The organism is Streptomyces sp. 351MFTsu5.1 (assembly GCF_000383655.1).
Lineage (GTDB): Bacteria > Actinomycetota > Actinomycetes > Streptomycetales > Streptomycetaceae > Streptomyces > Streptomyces griseorubiginosus.
Map to the genome: position 1 here is coordinate 179,546 of NZ_KB911788.1, position 20,382 is coordinate 199,927.

Genomic DNA, 20,382 nt, shown 5'->3' on the forward strand with positions numbered 1-20,382 from the left:
GGTGTACGTCGGGTTTGATGGGGACATGCGTACCACCACCCCCCTCCGACGTGCCCTGATCACCGTGACCGCGACCGCGGCCGTCGTCCTCACCGCGACGGGTTCCGCGGTCGCGGTTCCGTCCCCCGGCACCGCGACGGCCCCCCACGCCGCCGCACTCTCCCTGTCCCCCCTGCACCCCGTCGTCGAGCTGGCCGCCGAGCGCCTGGCCACCGCCGACCTCGTCGCCGCCGCCAAGTGGGGCACCGACAGCCCCATCGACGACCCGGCCCGTGAACAACAGGTCCTCGACAACGTGGCCGCCCAGGCCCAGCAGCTCGGCGCCGACCCGGACGAGATCCGGACGATCTTCCGCGACCAGATCGAGGCCAACAAGGTCGTCCAGCGCGGCCTGTTCCAGCGCTGGACCGACCACCCAGACGAGGCCCCGACCACCAAGCCGGACCTGACCGTCGTACGCCAGCAGATCAACCAGATCACCAGCGCACTGGTCCAGGCCCTGGCCGACAGCTCCGACAACCGCGGCACCTTCGCCTGCCGCCCCGAACTGGCCCTGGCGACTTTCCAGGTCCACTACGAGAACCACCTGGACGCGCTGCACGCGCGGGCCCTGCACCGAGCCCTGCCGTCAATCTGCCGGGACTGAAAGGGCCTTTAGGGGCGCGGGGAACTGCGCGACAAGCCACGACGGCGCCGCACCCGACAAACGACCTACCGCGGCACATCCTGAATCGGCACCCGCGCCCCATCCCGCAAAAACAACGGAATCCGGTCCAACGGCGCATCGACAGTCACCGTGGTCCCACCCTCGTACGTCACACCCGTCCACGCATCGGTCCAGGACGCACCTACCGGAAGATACGTCGTACGGGCCGTCGCGCCAGCGGTGAGCACCGGCGCCACCAGCACATCGCCCCCGAACAGATACGCGTCGTCGACCCCCCACGCCACCGGGTCCTCCGGGAACTCCAGGAACAGCGGCCGCATCGGCGGCAGCCCCTCCTCGTGCGCCTCGCGCATCACCCGGAGCACGTACGGCCGCAACCGCTCCCGCAGCCGCAGGTACGTCTCCAGGATCGCGCCGGCCTCCTCCCCGTACGACCACACCTCGTTCGGCCCGCCCGTCATGTCCGGCCCCAGCGGCATCCCCGGGTCACGGAACCCGTGCAGCCGCATCAGCGGCGACAGCGCGCCGAACTGGAACCAGCGGACCATGACCTCGCGGTACGCCGGGTCGTCCGGGTCGCCGCCGTGGAAGCCGCCGATGTCCGTGTTCCACCAGGGAATCCCGGACAACGCGGTGTTGAGTCCGGCCGCGATCTGGGTGCGCAGGGTCGCGAAGTCGGTGCCGATGTCACCGGACCACAGCGCGGCGCCGTACCGCTGACTGCCCGCCCAGGCCGAGCGGTTGAGGGTGATGACCTCCTCGCCGGCCGCCGTCAGGCCCTCGTGGAAGGTACGGGAGTTCTCCGCCGGGTAACTGTTGCCGACCTCCAGGCCGGGCCCGGCCCAGTAGCGCAGGTTCTCCTGGAACCCGGGCTTCAGCTCCGGCTCGCACGCGTCCAGCCAGAACGCCGTGATGCCGTACGGCTCCAGGTAGTTCTCCTTCACGCGCGACCACACGAACTCCCGGGCCTCCGGGTTCGTGGCGTCGTAGAAGGCGACCTGGACGGTGGAGGCGACCTCCTTGTCCGGCCAGTCGGCGTGCGCCATCGGGCCGTACTGGGTGCCGATGAAGTACCCGCGCTGCTCCATCACGGGGTGGTTCTCGCTGAGCGGCGACACCGACGGCCACACGCTGACCACCAACTTGATGCCCAGCTCGTCCAGTTCACGGACCATCGCCGCCGGGTCGGGCCACTCGGCCGGATCGAACTTCCACTCGCCGAGGTGCGTCCAGTGGAAGAAGTCGCAGACGATCGCCGAGATGGGCAGCCCACGCCGCTTGTACTCCCGTGCCACGGCGAGGAGTTCGTCCTGGGTGCGGTAGCGCAGCTTGCACTGCCAGAACCCGGCCGCCCACTCGGGCAGCATCGGCGTACGGCCCGTGACCGCGCTGTAGCGGCGCTGACCGTCCGCCGGGTCGCCCGCGGTGATCCAGTAGTCGATCTGGCGGGCCGAGTCGGCCACCCAGCGCGTGCCGTTGTGGGCGAGCTCCACGCGGCCGATCGCCGGGTTGTTCCACAGCAGGGTGTAGCCGCGGTTGGAGACGAGGACCGGGATGCCGACCTCGGCGTTGCGCTGCACCAGGTCCACGACCAGGCCCTTCTGGTCCAGCCTGCCGTGCTGGTGCTGGCCGAGCCCGTACAGCTTCTCGTCGTCGTAGGCGGCGAAGCGCTGCTCCAGCCGGTGGTGGCCGTTGCCGACCGCCGTGTAGAGCCGCGAGCCGGGCCACCAGAAGTGGGCTCGGGCCTCCGCGAGCAGCTCGGTGGAGTTTTCGGTGCGCAGGAAGCGCAGCTGCCCCTCGGCGTCGACATGGACGGTCAGCCGGCCCACGGTCAACCAGGCTTCCCCGTCACCGGACTTGACCGTGCTCTCGGTGGCCGGCGGCTCGTCGAGCAGAGCGCCCGGCAGCCCCTCAAGGACCGGTCCGCCGAGCCGGGCCCGCACCCGGACCGCGTCCGGGCCCCAGGGCTCGATGCGCACGGTCTCCTGGCGCCCGCTCCACTCCAGCGCGCCGTCCCGCTCCCGGAACGTGCCGACGGTGGGGGAGGACTGCGCGAGGCTGACCTTGGGCTGTACTGCGGCAGGCTGGTTCACGAGAGGGGCTCCTGAAGGCATGCGGACAGGGGCGTGCCGCACAGTCACGGAACGCGTGGTGCGAGGTGGGTGAGATCCGGTGGGCGGGGTCCGACGGATGGGAGCCGGTGGACGGGCTCCGGTGGTGTCAGGACACCGAAGGCGCCGGTCCCGTGCTCGACCGGACCGTCAACTCGGGTTCGAGCAGGACGACTTCGTCCTCGCCGCGGCCCTCCAGCTTCGCGGCGAGGCGTTCCACGGCGTGCCGGCCCATCTCCTGGGCGGGGATGGAGACCGAGGTCAGCCGCACCGAGGCCTGGAGGGCGACCTGTTCGGGGCAGATCGCGACCACCGAGACGTCCTCGGGGACGGCCCGTCCCTGCTGCCGCAGCAGCGCGAGGAGCGGCTCCACCGCCTGTTCGTTCTGCACGACGAACCCGGTGGTGGAAGGGCGCTCGTCCAGGATGCGGGCGACGGTCACGGCCATCGCGTCGTACCCGCCGTCGCACGGCCGGTGCAGCAGTCGTACCCCCAACTCCAGGGCGCGGGACCGCAGTCCGTCGAGCGTGCGCTCGGCGAAACCGGTGTGCCGCTCGTAGACCGCGGGGGCCTCGCCGATGACAGCGATGTCGCGGTGACCGAGCTTCGCGAGGTGCTCCACGCACAGTGCGCCGGTGGCCCGGAAGTCGAGGTCGACGCAGGTCAGGCCCGAGGTGTCGGCGGGGAGACCGATGAGTACGGACGGCTGGTCGGTGCCGCGCAGCAGCGGCAGCCGCTCGTCGTCGAGCTCGACGTCCATCAGGATCATCGCGTCCGCCAGACCGCTGCCGGTGACCCGGCGCACCGCGTCGGGACCCTCCTCGCCGGTCAGCAGGAGCACGTCGTAGCCGTGCGTACGGGCCGTGGTGGCCACCGCGATGGCGATCTCCATCATCACCGGCACATACATGTCGGTGCGGAGCGGGACCATCAGCGCGATGATGTTCGACCTGTTGCTGGCGAGTGCGCGGGCGCCCGCGTTCGGGTGGTAGCCGAGCTCCCGGATGCTCTGCTCGACGCGGTGCCGGGTGGTCGTGGAGATGGACCGCTTGCCACTGAGGACATAGCTCACCGTGCTGGCCGAGACTCCGGCGTGCTGGGCGACCTCGGCGAGGGTGACCATCCAGCTCTCCAAGCTTTGTGAAGCGCTTCGACAGTGCGCAGTGCGAACAGGTGGGGGTGGGGGTGGTTCGACAGTAGCTCCCCCGCGAGTGGGTGTCCATAGGCTGTCGAAGCGCTTCGACAGAGACTCCTGCGCGGGACGAGGCCTCCTGCCTACCACGACAGGAACACCGAACACGAGTACGCCGCCGGTGCCGGGCCTCCCGGGCCGCCGATCGTGGGGCCTCTGGGTAGCCGACCGTGGGCCCCCCGGGTCACCGACCGCGGGCCCCCGGGCCGCCGGCTGCTTGACACCGCGTCGCGTTCCGTCGACATCGGCCGAACGGCCGCGCGCGGGGTGGTGACCTCGCCCGGGATCAGGTACATACGATCGAGTAGCACCGGTCAGTAACGCATCGGCACCAAGATCCCGATTCGCGACGAGGTGAGCCCGCATGTCCGCACCGTCCACCAAGCCCGTCGTCACCGAACGCGAGGCCCGCGAGGTGGCGGAGGCCGCCCGGGAGCAGGACTGGCGCAAGCCCAGCTTCGCCAAGGAACTGTTCCTCGGGCGATTCCGGCTCGACCTCATCCACCCGCACCCCGTGCCCCCCGCCGAGGACGCGAGGCGCGGCGAGGAGTTCCTCGCCCAGCTCCGCGACTTCTGCGAGACCAAGGTCGACGGCGCGCTCATCGAACGCGAGGCCCGCATCCCCGACGACATCGTCAACGGGCTCAAGGAACTCGGCGCCTTCGGCATGAAGATCGACCCCAAGTACGGCGGCCTCGGTCTCACCCAGGTGTACTACAACAAGGCCCTCGCCCTCGTGGGCTCCGCGAGCCCCGCCATCGGCGTGCTGCTCTCCGCCCATCAGTCGATCGGCGTACCGCAGCCGCTCAAACTGTTCGGCACCCAGGAGCAGAAGGAGAAGTTCCTGCCCCGGTGCGCCCGCACCGACATCAGCGCCTTCCTGCTCACCGAGCCGGACGTCGGCTCGGACCCGGCCCGCCTCGCCACCACCGCACTGCCCGACGGGGACGACTACATCCTCGACGGAGTGAAACTCTGGACCACCAACGGCGTGGTCGCCGACCTCCTCGTGGTCATGGCCCGGGTGCCGAAGAGCGAGGGCCACAAGGGCGGCATCACCGCCTTCGTCGTGGAGACCGACTCACCCGGTGTCACCGTCGAGAACCGCAACGCCTTCATGGGCCTGCGCGGCATCGAGAACGGCGTCACCCGCTTCCACCAGGTCCGCGTCCCGGCCGCGAACCGGGTCGGCCCCGAGGGCGCCGGCCTGAAGATCGCGCTCACCACCCTCAACACCGGCCGCCTCTCCCTGCCCGCCTCCTGCGTGGCCGCAGGCAAGTGGAGCCTGAAGATCGCCCGCGAATGGTCCGCCGCCCGCGAGCAGTGGGGCAAGCCGATCGCCCACCACGAGGCCGTCGGCTCCAAGATCTCCTTCATCGCGGCGACCACCTTCGCCCTGGAGGCCGTCCTCGACCTCTCGTCCCAGATGGCCGACGAGAACCGCAACGACATCCGCATCGAGGGCGCCCTCGCCAAGCTCTACGCCTCCGAGATGGCCTGGCTCGTCGCCGACGAACTCGTCCAGATCCGCGGCGGCCGAGGCTTCGAGACGGCGGAATCGCTGCGGGCCCGCGGCGAGAAGGCCGTACCCGCCGAGCAGGTCCTGCGCGACCTGCGCATCAACCGCATCTTCGAGGGCTCCACCGAGATCATGCACCTGCTCATCGCCCGCGAGGCCGTCGACGCCCACCTCTCCGTGGCGGGCGACCTGATCGATCCGGACAAGTCCCTGTCCGACAAGGCGAAGGCAGGCGCGAACGCCGGCGTCTTCTACGCCAAGTGGCTCCCCAAACTGGTCGCAGGCCCCGGACAACTTCCCACCTCCTACGCCGAGTTCAAGCGCGAGGTCGACCTCTCGACGCATCTTCGCTACGTCGAACGCACTTCCCGCAAGCTCGCCCGCTCCACCTTCTACGCGATGTCCCGCTGGCAGGGCCGCATGGAGACCAAGCAGGGCTTCCTCGGCCGGATCGTGGACATCGGCGCGGAGCTGTTCGCCATGTCCGCGGCCTGCGTCCGGGCCGAACTGCTGCGCAGCACCGAGTCCCACGGCCGCGAGGCCTACCAGCTCGCCGATGCCTTCTGCCACCAGTCCCGGCTGCGCGTCGAGGAACTCTTCGGCCGCCTCTGGAACAACACCGACGACCAGGACCGCAAGGTCGTCAAGGGCGTCATGTCCGGCACCTACGCCTGGCTGGAGGACGGCATCGTCGACCCCTCCGGCGAAGGCGTCTGGATCGCCGACGCCACCCCCGGCCCCTCCGAGAAGGAAAACGTCCACCGCCCGATCCGGTGACGGCCCGGGACAGCGCGTCCCCCGTCGGGGGACGCGCTGTCCTCCTACACGGCCCTTACGGCCACAATGGAACGATGAGCGACAGTCCAGCCCCCCTCGCCGACCCCCACCTGGTCTACGACCCCCTCGCGGGCGACGGCCCCAAGGACGTGGTGATCCTCGGCTCCACGGGCTCCATCGGCACCCAGGCCATCGACCTCGTGCTGCGCAACCCCGACCGGTTCCGGGTCACCGGGCTCTCCGCCAACGGCGGCCGGGTCGCGCTCCTCGCCGAGCAGGCGCACCGGCTCGGGGTGCGGACCGTCGCGGTCGCCCGGGAGGACGTCGTCCCGCAGCTGCGCGAGGCGCTCACCAGTCACTACGGCCCGGGCCGACCGCTCCCCGACATACTCGCCGGACCCGACGCGGCCACCCACCTCGCCGCCTCCGACTGCCACACCGTCCTCAACGGCATCACCGGCTCCATCGGCCTCGCCCCCACCCTCGCCGCCCTGGAGGCGGGCCGCACCCTCGCGCTCGCCAACAAGGAGTCCCTCATCGTGGGCGGCCCGCTGGTCAAGGCGCTCGCCAAGCCCGGCCAGATCATCCCGGTCGACTCCGAACACGCGGCCCTCTTCCAGTCCCTGGCCTCGGGGACGCGCGCCGACGTACGCAAGCTGGTCGTCACGGCGTCCGGCGGCCCCTTCCGCGGCCGTACCAAAGCAGATCTCGCCCAGGTGACCGTCGAGGACGCCCTCGCCCACCCCACCTGGGCCATGGGCCCGGTCATCACCATCAACTCCGCGACCCTCGTCAACAAGGGTCTCGAAGTCATCGAGGCACACCTCCTCTACGACATTCCCTTCGACCGCATTGAGGTGGTCGTGCATCCCCAGTCGTATGTCCACTCGATGGTTGAGTTCACCGACGGATCCACGATCGCCCAGGCGACGCCCCCCGACATGCGGGGGCCGATCGCCATCGGTCTCGGCTGGCCCGAGCGCGTCCCCGACGCGGCCCCCGCCTTCGACTGGAGCAAGGCGTCGACCTGGGAGTTCTTCCCGCTCGACAACGAGGCGTTCCCCTCGGTGAACCTCGCGCGACACGTGGGCGAGCTCGCGGGCACGGCCCCGGCGGTGTTCAATGCCGCCAACGAGGAGTGCGTCGAGGCCTTCCGGGCCGGCGCACTGCCGTTCAACGGGATCATGGAGACCGTGACCCGGGTGGTGGACGAGCACGGCACCCCGAGCCGGGGAACCTCGCTCACCGTCGCGGACGTCCTCGAAGCGGAGACCTGGGCGCGAACCCGGGCCCGGGAACTGACGGCACAGACGGCGGAGGCCCGTGCATGACGACCCTGATGTTCATCCTCGGCATAGGGCTCTTCGCCCTCGGCCTCCTTGTCTCGATCGCGTGGCACGAACTGGGTCACCTGTCCTTCGCCAAGCTGTTCGGCATCCGCGTGCCGCAGTACATGGTCGGCTTCGGCCCCACCGTCTGGTCCCGCAAGAAGGGCGAGACGGAGTACGGCATCAAGGCCGTCCCCTTCGGCGGCTACATCCGCATGATCGGCATGTTCCCGCCCGGCGACGACGGCCGGATAAGCGCCCGTTCGACCTCCCCCTGGCGCGGCATGATCGAGGACGCCCGCTCGGCCGCCTTCGAGGAGCTCCAGCCCGGCGACGAGAAGCGCCTCTTCTACACCCGTAAGCCCTGGAAACGCGTCATCGTGATGTTCGCGGGCCCCTTCGCGAACCTCGTCCTCGCCGTCGCCCTGTTCCTCACGGTCCTCATGGGCTTCGGCATCTCCCAGCAGACCAACACGGTCAGCTCGGTCTCCAAGTGCGTGATCGCCCAGAGCCAGAACCGCGAGACCTGCAAGGCCTCCGACCCCGCCTCCCCGGCGGCGGCCGCCGGCCTCAAGGCGGGCGACAAGATCATCGCGTTCAACGGCGTCCGCACCGACGACTGGAACAAGCTCTCCGACCTCATCCGCGCCAACCCCGACAAGACGGTCCCGATCGTCGTCGAGCGCGACGGCAAGGACCTCACGCTCACCGCGAAGATCGCCTCCAACCAGGTCGCCAAGAAGGACTCCAGCGGCCAGTACGTCCAGGGCGAGTACGTCACCGCGGGCTTCCTCGGCTTCAGCGCCGCCACCGGCATCGTCAAGCAGGACTTCGGCGACTCCGTGGTGTGGATGGGCGACCGCGTCGGCGAGGCCGTCGACTCCCTGGCCGCCCTTCCCGGCAAGATCCCGGCCCTGTGGAACGCGGCGTTCGACAACGCCCCGCGCCAGCCGGACTCCCCGATGGGCGTGGTCGGAGCGGCCAGGGTCGGCGGAGAGATCTTCACCCTCGACATCCCGCCCACCCAGCAACTCGCCATGGCGCTGATGCTGGTCGCGGGCTTCAACCTCTCCCTGTTCCTCTTCAACATGCTCCCGCTGCTCCCCCTGGACGGAGGCCACATCGCGGGCGCCCTGTGGGAGTCCCTCCGCCGCAACCTGGCGAAGGTGCTGAAGCGCCCGGACCCGGGCCCGTTCGACGTGGCGAAGCTGATGCCGGTGGCTTATGTGGTGGCGGGCATCTTTATTTGCTTCACCCTTTTGGTCCTCGTCGCCGATGTAGTTAACCCGGTCAGGATCAGCTGAGAATCGGTCATTTTCTATCAAGGCAAACAGGCCTCGCCTTTCACCCCCATAGCTCACATGGGTGAAAGGCGGGGCTTGTTCGTGTGGCGCAGGTGCGGACTTCGTACGTTCTTGCTGTTCATGGGTGACCCCAGCGGTGCGCCAACACCCTGGGGTCTGGCCAGTCTCGAAGGGACTGACATGCAGCAAGGTACTGCGCCACTAGTAGAAGACAAGGGCAGGAGCTCCCAAGCGCTCGCGGTCGCCGCGTACATGCGCGTCTCGACGGCGGAGCAGAAGCGAAGGTATGGAATTCCGGCTCAGGCCAAGGCCACGAGGGCGTTCGTGGAGAAGCGTGCGACGTGGCGACTTGAGGGGTCCTGGGAGGACCTCGGCGAATCAGGTTCGACAACTTCGAGGCCTGGATTGAATGAACTGCTCACGGAAATCGCCGAGGGCAGGGTGGACGTCGTGGTCGTGTCCAGCCTTGACCGTTTGGGGCGGACTGAAGCGGCCATCTGGCACTGCCTCTGGCAGATCGAGGATGCAGGTGCGGCACTTGAGTGCTGTGAGCAGGATCTGGGGGAACCGGGACTCGACAGGTGGCTCACGATCGACCGGCTGGCGCGGTCGGTGGAGGCGGATTACTCGCGCATCGTCATCCGCACCCAGACGGGCAGGCAGCTCAAGGCAGTCGGCGGCGGTTGGCCAGGCGGCCCAGCTCCCTACGGTTACCGGATCAATGGAAAGGGAGGCTTCGGATCGACTCTTGAAATCGATCCGGCCGAGGCCGCAGTGGTGAGGCTGCTGGCGGACCTTGTGATCGAAGGTGGCAGGACTCTCATGGACCTTGCCGAGGAACTGAATCGGCGAGGCATCCCTACGCGCAGCGGCAGGCAGTGGACCAGGGCCAACCTGCACCGACGGCTGAGAGGCGCGGCATTTCTCGGAGAGGCAGTATTTCGCCGCTCCGATCAGCAATGGGGCGGTCATTGCACAAGGCTCGACGACTCCGGACAGCCGCTGTACGGCGAGAGCGTGGTGATCCCGCTGCCTGCGATCCTCGCGGCGGATCGAACCGACGCCTTCCAGCAGGCGCTGGCGGAGCTGGCCCGGCCGCGCAGGACGCCTCTGGGGGAGTACCCGCTCACCGGGCGAGTTCATGGGCCCTGCGGCCGGCCCTATGTCGGGTGCTTCCGGAGCAATGACGGAGTACGGACGTACCGCTGTTCGGGATGGCAGCAAGACGTCTCCTGCGGCTGTCTGTGCCTGCGCGCTGACTACGCCGAGGAACAGGTGGCACGACACATCAACGCTCAGCTGGCAGCCATGCCCCTACGGGATCGGCCGATGCTCTCGGCATCCCCCGAGGCACAGGCAGGGTTGATCCAGCATGCCGAGCGGGTGAGGTCCCTGGAGCGACTTGTCGCGCAGTGTGCGGAGGAACTGGGCGGACTGCGGTGTCAGGCGCAGCACAGTCGCGTCGTCGCTGCCGCGGTGCGGCAACTCGCAGCTGATCAGGGAGCGCTGGAACGCATCCTCGCGCATGCGCGGGACCGGCTTGAGGAACTTGAGGCCAGAGCCGGAAGGGATGTTCGACTCTCGGCTGTCCTGGGGGCAGCCGCGCCGGACAGCCGGGACCTGTCGCCTTCGGAGCAGCGGCACCTGATCGAGTCGCTGGAGGTGCGGGTCGAGATCGCGGACCGGGAGTTCCGGTACCGCGAGGGCAAGAAGTGTCTGACGACGCAGTGGCACGAGCGCACGGGCACGCCTGTCCCTCCCGATCCGACGGACATTCAGTGGGCCCGCGTCGAGGCGTTTCTCCGCTCCAGGTACCGGTCTCACCACTTCCGTTCGCCGCTCGACCTACGAGCTGCTCTCACGGGGATGCTCCATCGACTGCGTACGGGTGTTCTGTGGCGGGATCTTCCGGAGCGTTTCGGTGACCCTCGGAAGGTCCGGTTCCGGCAGCGCACCTGGTTGGCGGACGGAGTGTGGGCGGAGATCATGGAGCTCCTCGGTGAGGGCGGAGAGGGGACTCCTGTGCTGATTCATGCAGCCGCTCCGGAACTGTCCATTCGCTCGTCCCACGGCGTTCGCCGGGTCGGAATCTCCTAGCCGTACGGGGTTCGAGGGCGGCCCGGCACGCTATGTGGCGGGCCGCCTTCCATTGAGTGGGTTTGGCGGGCGGGATGTGCTCGTGGGCCGGTCGGTGCCGTAATCTCGAAGTCTGGAGCCCGCCGCTGACGGGACCTGGACCTTGATCCACGACTTGGGGTTGCACAGCAGATGACTGCGATTTCTCTCGGCATGCCGTCCGTTCCGACCAGGGTTGCCGAGCGCCGCAAGAGCCGGCAGATCCAGGTCGGGTCTGTGGCGGTCGGCGGTGACGCCCCCGTCTCCGTGCAGTCGATGACCACGACGCGTACGTCGGACATCGGTGCCACGCTCCAGCAGATCGCCGAGCTCACGGCGTCCGGCTGCCAGATCGTGCGGGTGGCGTGCCCCACGCAGGACGACGCGGACGCGCTGGCGACCATCGCGCGCAAGTCGCAGATCCCGGTGATCGCGGACATCCACTTCCAGCCGAAGTACGTGTTCGCGGCGATCGAGGCCGGCTGCGCGGCCGTACGCGTCAACCCCGGCAACATCAAGCAGTTCGACGACAAGGTCAAGGAGATCGCGAAGGCCGCGCGCGACCACGGCACGCCGATCCGGATCGGCGTGAACGCGGGCTCCCTCGACCGCCGCCTGCTCCAGAAGTACGGCAAGGCGACGCCGGAGGCCCTGGTGGAGTCGGCTCTGTGGGAGGCGTCCCTCTTCGAGGAGCACGACTTCCGCGACATCAAGATCTCCGTGAAGCACAACGACCCGGTCGTCATGATCGAGGCGTACAAGCAGCTCGCCGCGCAGTGCGACTACCCGCTGCACCTCGGTGTGACGGAGGCGGGCCCGGCGTTCCAGGGCACCATCAAGTCGGCCGTCGCCTTCGGCGCCCTCCTCTCCCAGGGCATCGGCGACACCATCCGCGTCTCCCTCTCGGCCCCGCCGGTCGAGGAGGTCAAGGTCGGCAACCAGATCCTGGAGTCCCTCAACCTCAAGCAGCGCGGCCTGGAGATCGTCTCCTGCCCGTCCTGCGGTCGCGCCCAGGTCGACGTCTACAAGCTGGCCGAGGAGGTCACGGCAGGCCTGACCGGCATGGAGGTCCCCCTGCGCGTCGCCGTCATGGGCTGTGTCGTCAACGGCCCCGGCGAGGCCCGCGAGGCCGACCTCGGCGTCGCCTCCGGCAACGGCAAGGGCCAGATCTTCGTCAAGGGCGAGGTCATCAAGACCGTCCCCGAGTCCAAGATCGTGGAGACCCTCATCGAGGAGGCGATGAAGATCGCCGAGCAGATGCAGGACGCGGGCGTGGAGTCGGGCGAGCCCTCGGTGTCGGTGGCGGGCTGACGCCTGCGGCTCACCGGTGCCGCATCCAGACGTTCGGCTCCCGGTAGAGGCCGAGGCCGGCGTCCCGGTCGCCCCGCAGCACCGACGGCCCGGGGTCGGATACGGTTCCGGGTGTCGTGCCGTGTTGCGAACAGCTCATCTGCCTCTCCTGTGCCTGAGCTGAGCGCCCAGGCACAGGAGAGGCAACACATCCCGGCGCCGGTCAGGCATTCCAGCCCGTCCGGCGTTTGAGGACGAGGCCCTTTCGGGCCGAAGCGGGGTCTGGGGGCGCAGCCCCCAGGGGACGGCCACCCAGAGCGCCGGGTGTCTCTCAACCGACCGGTGCCCGAACACAGGTCGGCACGGCTCAGCTTCCGCAGGTACAGTGCGGAGATCAGCAGACCCCACCGTGAGGCCCCGCCCGTGTTGACCCAGACGACCTCCCGGGTCCTCGAACCGAGCGACCTGGACGCCGCGCTCGCCGTCCTCGACCGTGAGCCGGTCGCGAACGCCTTCGTGACGTCGAGGGTTCAGGTGGCCGGCCTCGACCCCTGGCGGCTCGGCGGCGAGATGTGGGGCTGGTACGAGGACGGCATGCTGACGTCCCTCTGCTACGCCGGCGCCAACCTGGTGCCCATCTGCGCGACCCCGCGAGCCGTGCGCGCCTTCGCCGACCGGGCGAGACGGGCCGGCCGCCGCTGCTCCTCCATCGTCGGGCCCGCCGAACCCACCGCCCAGCTGTGGCGGTTGCTGGAACCCACCTGGGGCCCGGCCCGGGAGGTCCGCGGCCACCAGCCGCTCATGGTCACCGACCGCATGTCCACCGAGGTCGCCCCGGATCCGTACGTCCGTCGCATCCGCAAGGACGAGATGGAGACGATCATGCCGGCCTGCGTGGCGATGTTCACCGAGGAGGTCGGCGTCTCACCGCTGGCCGGCGACGGGGGACTGCTCTACCAGGCCCGGGTCGCCGAACTGGTCGGATCCGGCCGCTCCTTCGCCCGTCTCGACGAACACGGCAAGGTCGTCTTCAAGGCCGAGATCGGCGCGGCGACGGACCGAGCCTGTCAGATCCAGGGCGTCTGGGTGGCCCCCGAGTACCGGGGCAGGGGAGTGGCCGCCCCCGGCATGGCGGCGGTGCTGCGTTACGCCCTCGCGGACGTGGCCCCCGTGGTGAGTCTCTACGTGAACGACTTCAACACGCCCGCGAGAAGGACGTACACGCGCGTGGGCTTCCAGGAGGTCGGCGCGTTCATGAGCGTGCTGTTCTGACTCCGGCTGCCGGAGGGTGACGGTCCACCTCGGTCGCCGGGGGGTCCCGCACCCGAAGGGAGTGCACGCAGCGCGCGGATCCGCCCGATCAGCCGCAGCAGCCCCGCCCCGCGGCAGCCCGGCTCCGCGGCAGCCCGGCTCCGCGGCAGCCCCGCCCCACAGCCGCCCCGCCCCGCACCCCCCGCCCGAACACCCCCTGTACCCTGCCGACATGGACCTCGTCATCGGCCCCCTGGACCTGTCCGCCCACGTGGACGAGGCCCTCGCAGTGCAGGCCGTCGCCTTCGGTCTCGGGGCCGACGAGGTCGCGGTGCGGCGGCAGATCGTGCTGCGGCACATGACCTACCCCGGCGCGAGAGCGCTCGGCGCGACGGTCGGCGGGGCCCTGGTCGGGTTCGTGTACGGCATGCCCAACGACCGCACCCACTGGTGGTCCACCGTCGTGGAGCCCTACCTCCGCGCCCAGCACAACGACCTCTGGCTCGACGACTCCTTCGTGATCACCGAGCTGCACGTCCACCCCCACCACCAGAACCGCGGCATCGGCCGGACCCTCATCACCACCATCACCGACGGCGCCACGCAGCCCCGCTCGATCCTCTCCGCGATCGACACCGACAGCCCGGCCCGCGGCCTGTACCACTCCCTCGGCTACCAGGACCTCGCCCGCCAGGTCCTCTTCCCGAGCGCCCCGAAGCCGTACGCCGTGATGGGCGCCCCACTGCCGCTGCGCCGCCGCTGACGGATTTCCACCGGCACCGGCCCCCGGCTTAAACTCGCGCCGGGGATCCCCGTCGAGGGTGGCTCCGGCGCCTCGCGGTCACCCGCACCGGACTCCGCGCGGCCCGCCCTCCCGGCGGACGACGGGAAGGTGCCAGGCATCCCCGGCCATCACCCTTTCCCGGCAGGAGTACGAGAACCATGGCGAACGCACCGGTCCAGCGCATGTCGCAGTTGATGGCGAAGACGCTGCGCGACGACCCGGCGGACGCCGAGGTCCTCAGCCACAAGCTGCTCGTGCGCGCCGGGTACGTGCGCCGCACCGCCGCCGGCATCTGGTCCTGGCTGCCGCTCGGCAAGAAGGTGCTGGCCAACGTCGAGCGGATCGTCCGCGAGGAGATGGACGCGATCGGCGCCCAGGAGGTCCTGCTCCCCGCCCTGCTGCCGAGGGAGCCGTACGAGGCCACCGGCCGCTGGGACGAGTACGGCGCCGAGCTGTTCCGGCTCCAGGACCGCAGGGGCGGCGACTACCTCCTCGGCCCGACCCACGAGGAGATCTTCACCCTGCTGGTGAAGGACCAGGCGTCCTCCTACAAGGACCTGCCGGTCATCCTCTACCAGATCCAGCACAAGTACCGTGACGAGGCCCGCCCCCGGGCCGGCATCCTGCGCGGCCGTGAGTTCCTGATGAAGGACTCCTACTCCTTCGACACCGAGGACGAGGGCCTGGCCCGGTCCTACGCCCTGCACCGCCAGGCCTACCAGAAGGTGTTCGAGCGCCTCGGCCTCGACTACCGCATCTGCGCGGCCACCGCCGGTGCGATGGGCGGCTCCAAGTCGGAGGAGTTCCTCGCCCCCGCCGAGGCCGGCGAGGACACCTTCGCGGACTGCCCGAACTGCGACTTCGCGGCCAACACCGAGGCGATCACCTACGAGCTGAAGCCGGTGGACGGTACCGCCGTCCCCGCCCTCGAGGAGATCCCCACCCCGGACACCCCGACCATCGAGACCCTCGCCGCCCACCTCGGCGTCGAGGCCTCCGCCACCCTCAAGAACCTCCTGGTGAAGGTCGACGGCGAGATCGTGGCCGTCGGCGTCCCCGGCGACCGCGAGGTCGACCTGGACAAGGTCGAGGCGCACTTCGCGCCCGCCGCCGTGGAGCTGGTGACGGCGGAGGACTTCGTCGGCCGCCCCGACCTCGTCCGCGGGTACGTCGGTCCGCAGGGCCGTCAGGAGAAGCTGAAGTACATCGCCGACCCGCGGGTGGCGCCCGGCACCGCGTGGATCACCGGGGCCAACAAGGAGCACACGCACGCGAAGAACGTCGTCGCCGGCCGGGACTTCGAGGTCGACGAGTACGTCGACGTCGTGGTCGTCCAGGAGGGCGACCCGTGCCCGAAGTGCGGCACCGGCCTCAAGCTGGACCGTGCCATCGAGATCGGCCACATCTTCCAGCTGGGCCGCAAGTACGCCGACGCCCTCAAGCTCGACGTCCTCGGCCAGAACGGCAAGCCGGTCCGCGTGACCATGGGCTCCTACGGCATCGGCGTCTCCCGCGCGGTCGCCGCCCTCGCCGAGCAGACCGCCGACGACAAGGGCCTGTGCTGGCCCGCCGAGGTCGCCCCGGCCGACGTGCACGTCGTCGCCGCCGGCAAGGCCCTCCAGATCGACCTGGCCCTCGACGTCTCCGAGAAGCTGCGCGCGGCGGGCCTGCGGGTCCTGGTCGACGACCGGGCCGGGGTGTCCCCGGGCGTGAAGTTCACCGACTCCGAGCTCATCGGCGTACCGCAGATCCTGGTCGCGGGCCGCCGTGCCGCCGAGGGCGTCCTGGAGCTCAAGGACCGCCGCACCGGCGAGCGCGAGGAGCTGACGGTGGACGAGGCGATCGCCCGCCTGAGCGCGTAGGGAGAACCGGCACACGGTGAGGCGGCGTGCACGAGCGCCGCCTCACAGCCACCCGGCGAACTCCAGCAACAGTTCCGCGTCCCGGGGCCGGCCCACGCGCAGCGCCCGCACTCCGGACTCCACGGCCCGGAACAGCGTCCACCCGCGCAGCCGTTCCTGGTCCACGTCCAGGGACTCCGCGAGCCGCTTCACCCGGCGGCGCGTGGTCGCGGCCCCCGACGGCGAGGCGATCAGGTCCTCCACCCGGTCCCGCACCAGCCGGGCCAGGTCGAACGCGCACTCCCCGACCACCGGATCCGGCCCCACCGCCAGCCAGGGGGCGCGGTCGCCCGCCAGCACCTTGCTCTGCCGGAACGTCCCGTGCAGCAACCGCACCTCGGGCGGCGCGGCCAGCAGCTCCTCGCGGGCCGCGAGCGCCGCGTCCACCAGTGCCGCCACCTCCGCCGGGGCGGACGCGCCCCGCATGGCCACGGCCTGCCGTCCGGTCCGCTCGGCCACCGTCTCGAAGGCGGTCCCCTCGGGCGGCGCCACCCACAGCCGCCGCAGTGTCCCCGCCGCCTCCAGCCACGCCTTCGCCTCCGGCAGCGACCGCACGGAGACATCCGGGTGCAGCCGCTCAAGCAGCAGGACGCCTTCCGTCAGCGGGACACCGTCCGTCGGCGGGACACCGTCCGTCGCGGTCGGCTCGATCAGCTGGACGGCCCCCAGGCCGCCCCAGTGCGCAAGGGCCGAACGCTCCGCCTCCGGCCGGTACCGCGGCGGGGCCAGCTTCAGCGCCGCTGGGGTGCCGTCGGGCAGCCGCACCAGCACGACCAGGCTGCTGCGCCCGCCCGGAACCTGGACGCGCTCCACGGTCAACTCCCGCGCGGCGACGGCTCGTTCGGTCGCCTCGGGCAGCTCCTCCACCCAGGCGTCACCGTCCGGAGCGCTCTCGGCGAGCGCCCGTACCAGTCGCTGCGGCGGTTCGAAAGCCATGCGCGAGTCGTTCCCTTCCGATGCCGTGTCCCGCCGTGTCCCGCCGCGGCGACTGCCGTGTCACGCCGTGGGCGATGCCGTTCCCGCCCGCTCCGCGAGCCCAGGGAAGGCTACGCTGCCGCCCCGCCAGCGCACCGCCCGCACCGCGGCCTCCCGCAGTGCCTCGGCGGCGGTGCCGCGCCGCTCGCCCTCGGTTGCCCGGACCACGTCCGCGTACACCCCGGCCACCCGGTCCTCCAGGACGGCGGCGAGCCGTACGGCCGCGGCCGCGTCCGGCACCGGGAAGGGCAGCGCGTACGCGGCCGACGCGGCCACCGGGGTGCCGCCCAGGTCCCCTATGGCGCGCGCCAGGGTGTCCCGGCGGGCCCGGTGGGAGTCGTAGGCGGCCACGGCCTCCGTGCGCCGGGCGGCTCCGATCCGGCCGCCGACGACGCCGTAGCCGTAGACCGCCGCGTGCTCGGCGGCCAGCGCCTCCTGAAGGGCCTCCAGCTCACGCTTCTCGCTCATCGGGAACCCTCCGTCAGCAGATAGGCGTGGGCCGCGCCGGCCGCCGCCACCGAGGCCAGCAGCCGGGCCAGCTCGCCCGGCACGTCCAGCAGCGCCTTGGCCCGCCGGTCGGCGAGCTCGCGTTCGACGGCGGCGAGCTGCACGAGGGCGTCCTTCTCGGTCGCGGGCACGGCGACCGACGGAGAGGCGGACGGCGAGGGCGAGGCGCCGTCCGGTGTGCCGGAGGGGCTGTCCGACGGGCTCGGCGAGGGCTTCGGGGCCGTCTGCCCGAACGCCTCCGCGTGCCGCACCGCCTCCGCCCGCAACGGCCCCACCCGCTCCGCGAGCGTGGGAAAGGCGGCCAGGACGGCGTCGTACCGCTCGACGATCCCCCGGCTGTCCCGCGCCGCACGCGCGCGTACCCGCTCCGCGACGGAGGGACTGCCGGAGGTCCCCTCCTCACCGCTCCCGGCGCCGGCGGAGCATCCCGTCAGCAGGACGCCCCCGGCGACCGACGCGAGCAGGGATCTTCTACGCGGCCCCGGGGGAACGCGCGGCGGAGGGGGGTACGACACGGCAGACGTCCTCGGGAAGCTCGTACGAACACACGGGCGGGAGGTCGGGCCCGCCGGCGATCACGGTACCCGCGCATCCGACCTCACCTGGACGGCAACACCCCCCGCGACCGGATACCCTTTGACCAGACACGCGACCTACCCACAACAGCACACGCGGCCGAGGAGTCACCCGGATGAGCACCACCCAGAGCGAGAGGCTGCGAGAGCTCCTGGAACCGCTCGTCACCTCCCAGGGCCTGGATCTCGAAGAGATCGCCGTGGACTCCGTCGGCCGCAAGCGCGTGCTGCGCGTCGTCGTGGACTCCGACACCGGTGCCGACCTGGACCAGATCGCCGATGTGAGCCGTGCGCTCTCGGCGAAGCTCGACGAGGACGACGCGATGGGCGCGGGGGAGTACACCCTCGAGGTCGGCACCCCGGGCGCCGAGCGGCTCCTCAAGGAGCACCGGCACTACGTGCGCGCCGTGGACCGGCTGGTGAAGTTCCAGCTGACCGACGGCGGCGAACTGGTCGCGCGGATCCTGACCGTCGACGACGAAGGCCTCGACCTCGAGGTCCCCGGTGTGAAGGGCCGCAAGGCCACCGCGCGCAGAATCGCCTTCTCCGACATCGACAGGGCGCGCGTGCAGGTCGAGTTCAACCGCAAAGACAAGAACGAAGAGGAGGCGTAGCCGTGGACATCGACATGAGTGCCCTGCGGGGCTTGGTGCGGGAGAAGGAGATCTCCTTCCCCCTGTTGGTCGAGGCGATCGAGTCGGCCCTCCTCATCGCCTACCACCGCACCGAGGGAAGCCGCCGTCACGCGCGCGTGGAGCTCAACCGGGAGACCGGCCATGTGACCGTGTGGGCGAAGGAGGACCCCGACGACATCGAGGAGGGCCAGGAGGCCCGCGAGTTCGACGACACCCCCTCGGGCTTCGGCCGGATCGCCGCCACCACCGCCAAGCAGGTCATCCTCCAGCGGCTGCGCGACGCCGAGGACGACGCGACGCTCGGCGAGTACGCGGGACGTGAGGGCGACATCGTCATGGGCGTGGTCCAGCAGGGCCGCGACCCGAAGAACGTCCTCGTGGACATCGGCAAGCTGGAGGCCATCCTGCCGGTGCAGGAGCAGGTCCCGGGGGAGACGTATCCGCACGGCATGCGGCTGCGGTCGTACGTCGTACGGGTGGCGCGAGGTGTGCGCGGCCCGTCCGTGACCCTCTCGCGCACGCACCCCAACCTGGTGAAGAAGCTCTTCGCCCTGGAGGTGCCCGAGATCGCCGACGGCTCCGTCGAGATCGCCGCCATCGCGCGTGAGGCCGGTCACCGCACCAAGATCGCCGTCCGGTCCACCCGTTCGGGCCTGAACGCCAAGGGCGCCTGCATCGGCCCCATGGGCGGCCGGGTGCGCAATGTCATGGGCGAGCTCAACGGTGAGAAGATCGACATCGTCGACTGGTCGGACGACCCGGCCGAGATGGTGGCGAACGCGCTGTCGCCGGCCCGGGTCTCCAAGGTCGAGGTCGTGGACATGGCCGCCCGCTCCGCGCGCGTGACCGTCCCCGACTACCAGCTCTCCCTCGCCATCGGCAAGGAAGGGCAGAACGCCCGGCTCGCCGCCCGGCTCACCGGCTGGCGGATCGACATCCGGCCGGACACCGAGCAGCCCGCCGACCAGGACCGCTAGGACCGCGGAACAGGACAGCGGAACAGGGCCGAGGAATAGATCCAAGCCGTACGCCGCTGAGATCACGACAACAACCGTTCGATCCCTGCCCCCAAGGGGTGAGGTCGTTACGGGGAGGTAGACTTAAGAGTGTCTGGCCGGACGCACGCCCGCGCATGCCCTGAACGCACCTGTGTGGGATGCAGGCAGCGAGCGGCCAAGACCGATCTGCTGCGCATCGTGGCGATCAAGGACGCATGCGTCCCCGATCATCGCGGTACGCTGCCCGGCCGGGGTGCGTACATCCACCCCGCCCTGGTCTGTCTCGACCAGGCGGTACGCCGCCGGGCGTTCACGCGGGCGCTGCGCGCCCCGGGAGCGCTCGACACAAACGCGTTGCGCCAGTACGTCGAGCAGACAGAGAGTTGCCGGCAGGCAACACCGTAAGGAAGGTCGTGCGGAACCCCCGTGCGGCCCTGGTACCCCGCGAGTTGG

The 20,382-nt window shown here is 70.5% G+C and carries 18 protein-coding genes; 12 read left to right on the top strand and 6 right to left on the bottom strand.

Annotation, left to right across the window (positions count from 1 at the left end):
- Positions 1–25: 25 nt before the first annotated feature.
- Positions 26–646 carry a chorismate mutase gene (locus H295_RS0128785; protein WP_020138818.1) on the top strand — a complete coding sequence of 207 codons (621 nt, stop codon included), beginning with the start codon at positions 26–28 and terminating at the stop codon, positions 644–646.
- A 65-nt stretch (positions 647–711) separates the two neighbouring features.
- Here the strand turns inward: H295_RS0128785 and H295_RS0128790 are convergent, their stop codons facing one another.
- Together H295_RS0128790 and H295_RS0128795 are read right to left on the bottom strand one after the other, a co-directional pair.
- The gene (locus tag H295_RS0128790; RefSeq protein WP_020138819.1) at positions 712–2,760 is read right to left on the bottom strand and encodes a TIM-barrel domain-containing protein; all 2,049 of its coding nucleotides are present in this window, start codon (positions 2,758–2,760) and stop codon (positions 712–714) included.
- A 127-nt stretch (positions 2,761–2,887) separates the two neighbouring features.
- On the bottom strand, positions 2,888–3,901 hold the full coding sequence (locus tag H295_RS0128795) for a LacI family DNA-binding transcriptional regulator (protein ID WP_020138820.1): 1,014 nt from the start codon (positions 3,899–3,901) through the stop codon (positions 2,888–2,890).
- Positions 3,902–4,334: 433 nt separating this feature from the next.
- Between H295_RS0128795 and H295_RS0128800 the strand changes: the two genes are divergently transcribed.
- The 5 genes from H295_RS0128800 to ispG all read left to right on the top strand — a co-directional run bounded on the left by H295_RS0128800 (position 4,335) and on the right by ispG (position 12,324).
- Complete coding sequence (locus H295_RS0128800; RefSeq protein WP_020138821.1) at positions 4,335–6,266, top strand: acyl-CoA dehydrogenase family protein; 1,932 nt, start codon at positions 4,335–4,337, stop codon at positions 6,264–6,266.
- Positions 6,267–6,340: 74 nt separating this feature from the next.
- The gene (gene dxr / locus H295_RS0128805; RefSeq protein ID WP_020138822.1) at positions 6,341–7,597 is read left to right on the top strand and encodes a 1-deoxy-D-xylulose-5-phosphate reductoisomerase; all 1,257 of its coding nucleotides are present in this window, start codon (positions 6,341–6,343) and stop codon (positions 7,595–7,597) included.
- Between the two features lie 8 nt (positions 7,598–7,605).
- Entirely contained in the window at positions 7,606–8,898 is a 1,293-nt protein-coding gene (locus H295_RS0128810) for a M50 family metallopeptidase (RefSeq protein WP_106960964.1), read from the top strand.
- Positions 8,899–9,078: 180 nt separating this feature from the next.
- Positions 9,079–10,995 (top strand): recombinase family protein, encoded by a 1,917-nt coding sequence (locus H295_RS0128815; RefSeq protein ID WP_158691068.1) that lies wholly within the window; start codon positions 9,079–9,081, stop codon positions 10,993–10,995.
- A gap of 171 nt (positions 10,996–11,166) precedes the next feature.
- Entirely contained in the window at positions 11,167–12,324 is a 1,158-nt protein-coding gene (gene ispG, locus H295_RS0128820) for a flavodoxin-dependent (E)-4-hydroxy-3-methylbut-2-enyl-diphosphate synthase (protein WP_028809840.1), read from the top strand.
- 10 nt (positions 12,325–12,334) lie between these two features.
- On the opposite strand, the gene H295_RS48430 is transcribed toward ispG, so the two are convergent.
- Positions 12,335–12,463, bottom strand: coding sequence for a hypothetical protein (locus tag H295_RS48430; RefSeq protein WP_020138826.1), 129 nt, complete (start codon positions 12,461–12,463; stop codon positions 12,335–12,337).
- Positions 12,464–12,726: 263 nt separating this feature from the next.
- On the opposite strand from H295_RS48430, the gene H295_RS0128830 reads away from it, so the two are divergent.
- The 3 genes from H295_RS0128830 to H295_RS0128840 all read left to right on the top strand — a co-directional run bounded on the left by H295_RS0128830 (position 12,727) and on the right by H295_RS0128840 (position 16,200).
- A complete protein-coding gene (locus H295_RS0128830; RefSeq protein ID WP_020138827.1) occupies positions 12,727–13,575 on the top strand; it encodes a GNAT family N-acetyltransferase in 849 nt (282 codons plus the stop codon).
- A gap of 211 nt (positions 13,576–13,786) precedes the next feature.
- On the top strand, positions 13,787–14,317 hold the full coding sequence (locus H295_RS0128835; RefSeq protein ID WP_020138828.1) for a GNAT family N-acetyltransferase: 531 nt from the start codon (positions 13,787–13,789) through the stop codon (positions 14,315–14,317).
- Positions 14,318–14,496: 179 nt separating this feature from the next.
- Positions 14,497–16,200, top strand: a complete 1,704-nt coding sequence (locus H295_RS0128840; protein WP_020138829.1) for a proline--tRNA ligase — start codon at positions 14,497–14,499, stop codon at positions 16,198–16,200.
- A 42-nt stretch (positions 16,201–16,242) separates the two neighbouring features.
- Here H295_RS0128840 and H295_RS0128845 read toward each other — a convergent pair whose 3' ends face one another.
- Genes H295_RS0128845 through H295_RS0128855 form a run of 3 tightly spaced genes read right to left on the bottom strand, consistent with a single transcriptional unit; the run spans position 16,243 to position 18,236 of the window.
- On the bottom strand, positions 16,243–17,175 hold the full coding sequence (locus H295_RS0128845) for an aminoglycoside phosphotransferase family protein (RefSeq protein ID WP_020138830.1): 933 nt from the start codon (positions 17,173–17,175) through the stop codon (positions 16,243–16,245).
- 60 nt (positions 17,176–17,235) lie between these two features.
- Positions 17,236–17,682 carry a ferritin-like domain-containing protein gene (locus tag H295_RS0128850; protein ID WP_020138831.1) on the bottom strand — a complete coding sequence of 149 codons (447 nt, stop codon included), beginning with the start codon at positions 17,680–17,682 and terminating at the stop codon, positions 17,236–17,238.
- Positions 17,679–18,236, bottom strand: coding sequence for a hypothetical protein (locus tag H295_RS0128855; RefSeq protein WP_020138832.1), 558 nt, complete (start codon positions 18,234–18,236; stop codon positions 17,679–17,681). The genes H295_RS0128850 and H295_RS0128855 overlap by 4 nt, the downstream gene beginning before the upstream one ends.
- Before the next feature lie 176 nt (positions 18,237–18,412).
- On the opposite strand from H295_RS0128855, the gene rimP reads away from it, so the two are divergent.
- The 3 genes from rimP (at position 18,413) to H295_RS45725 (ending at position 20,334) form a co-directional block, all read left to right on the top strand.
- Complete coding sequence (rimP, locus tag H295_RS0128860) at positions 18,413–18,910, top strand: ribosome maturation factor RimP (protein WP_020138833.1); 498 nt, start codon at positions 18,413–18,415, stop codon at positions 18,908–18,910.
- Positions 18,911–18,912: 2 nt separating this feature from the next.
- A complete protein-coding gene (gene nusA, locus H295_RS0128865; RefSeq protein WP_020138834.1) occupies positions 18,913–19,908 on the top strand; it encodes a transcription termination factor NusA in 996 nt (331 codons plus the stop codon).
- Between the two features lie 129 nt (positions 19,909–20,037).
- Positions 20,038–20,334: a YlxR family protein gene (locus tag H295_RS45725; protein WP_078616769.1), complete on the top strand. Its 297-nt coding sequence runs from the start codon at positions 20,038–20,040 to the stop codon at positions 20,332–20,334.
- Positions 20,335–20,382 lie beyond the last annotated feature (48 nt).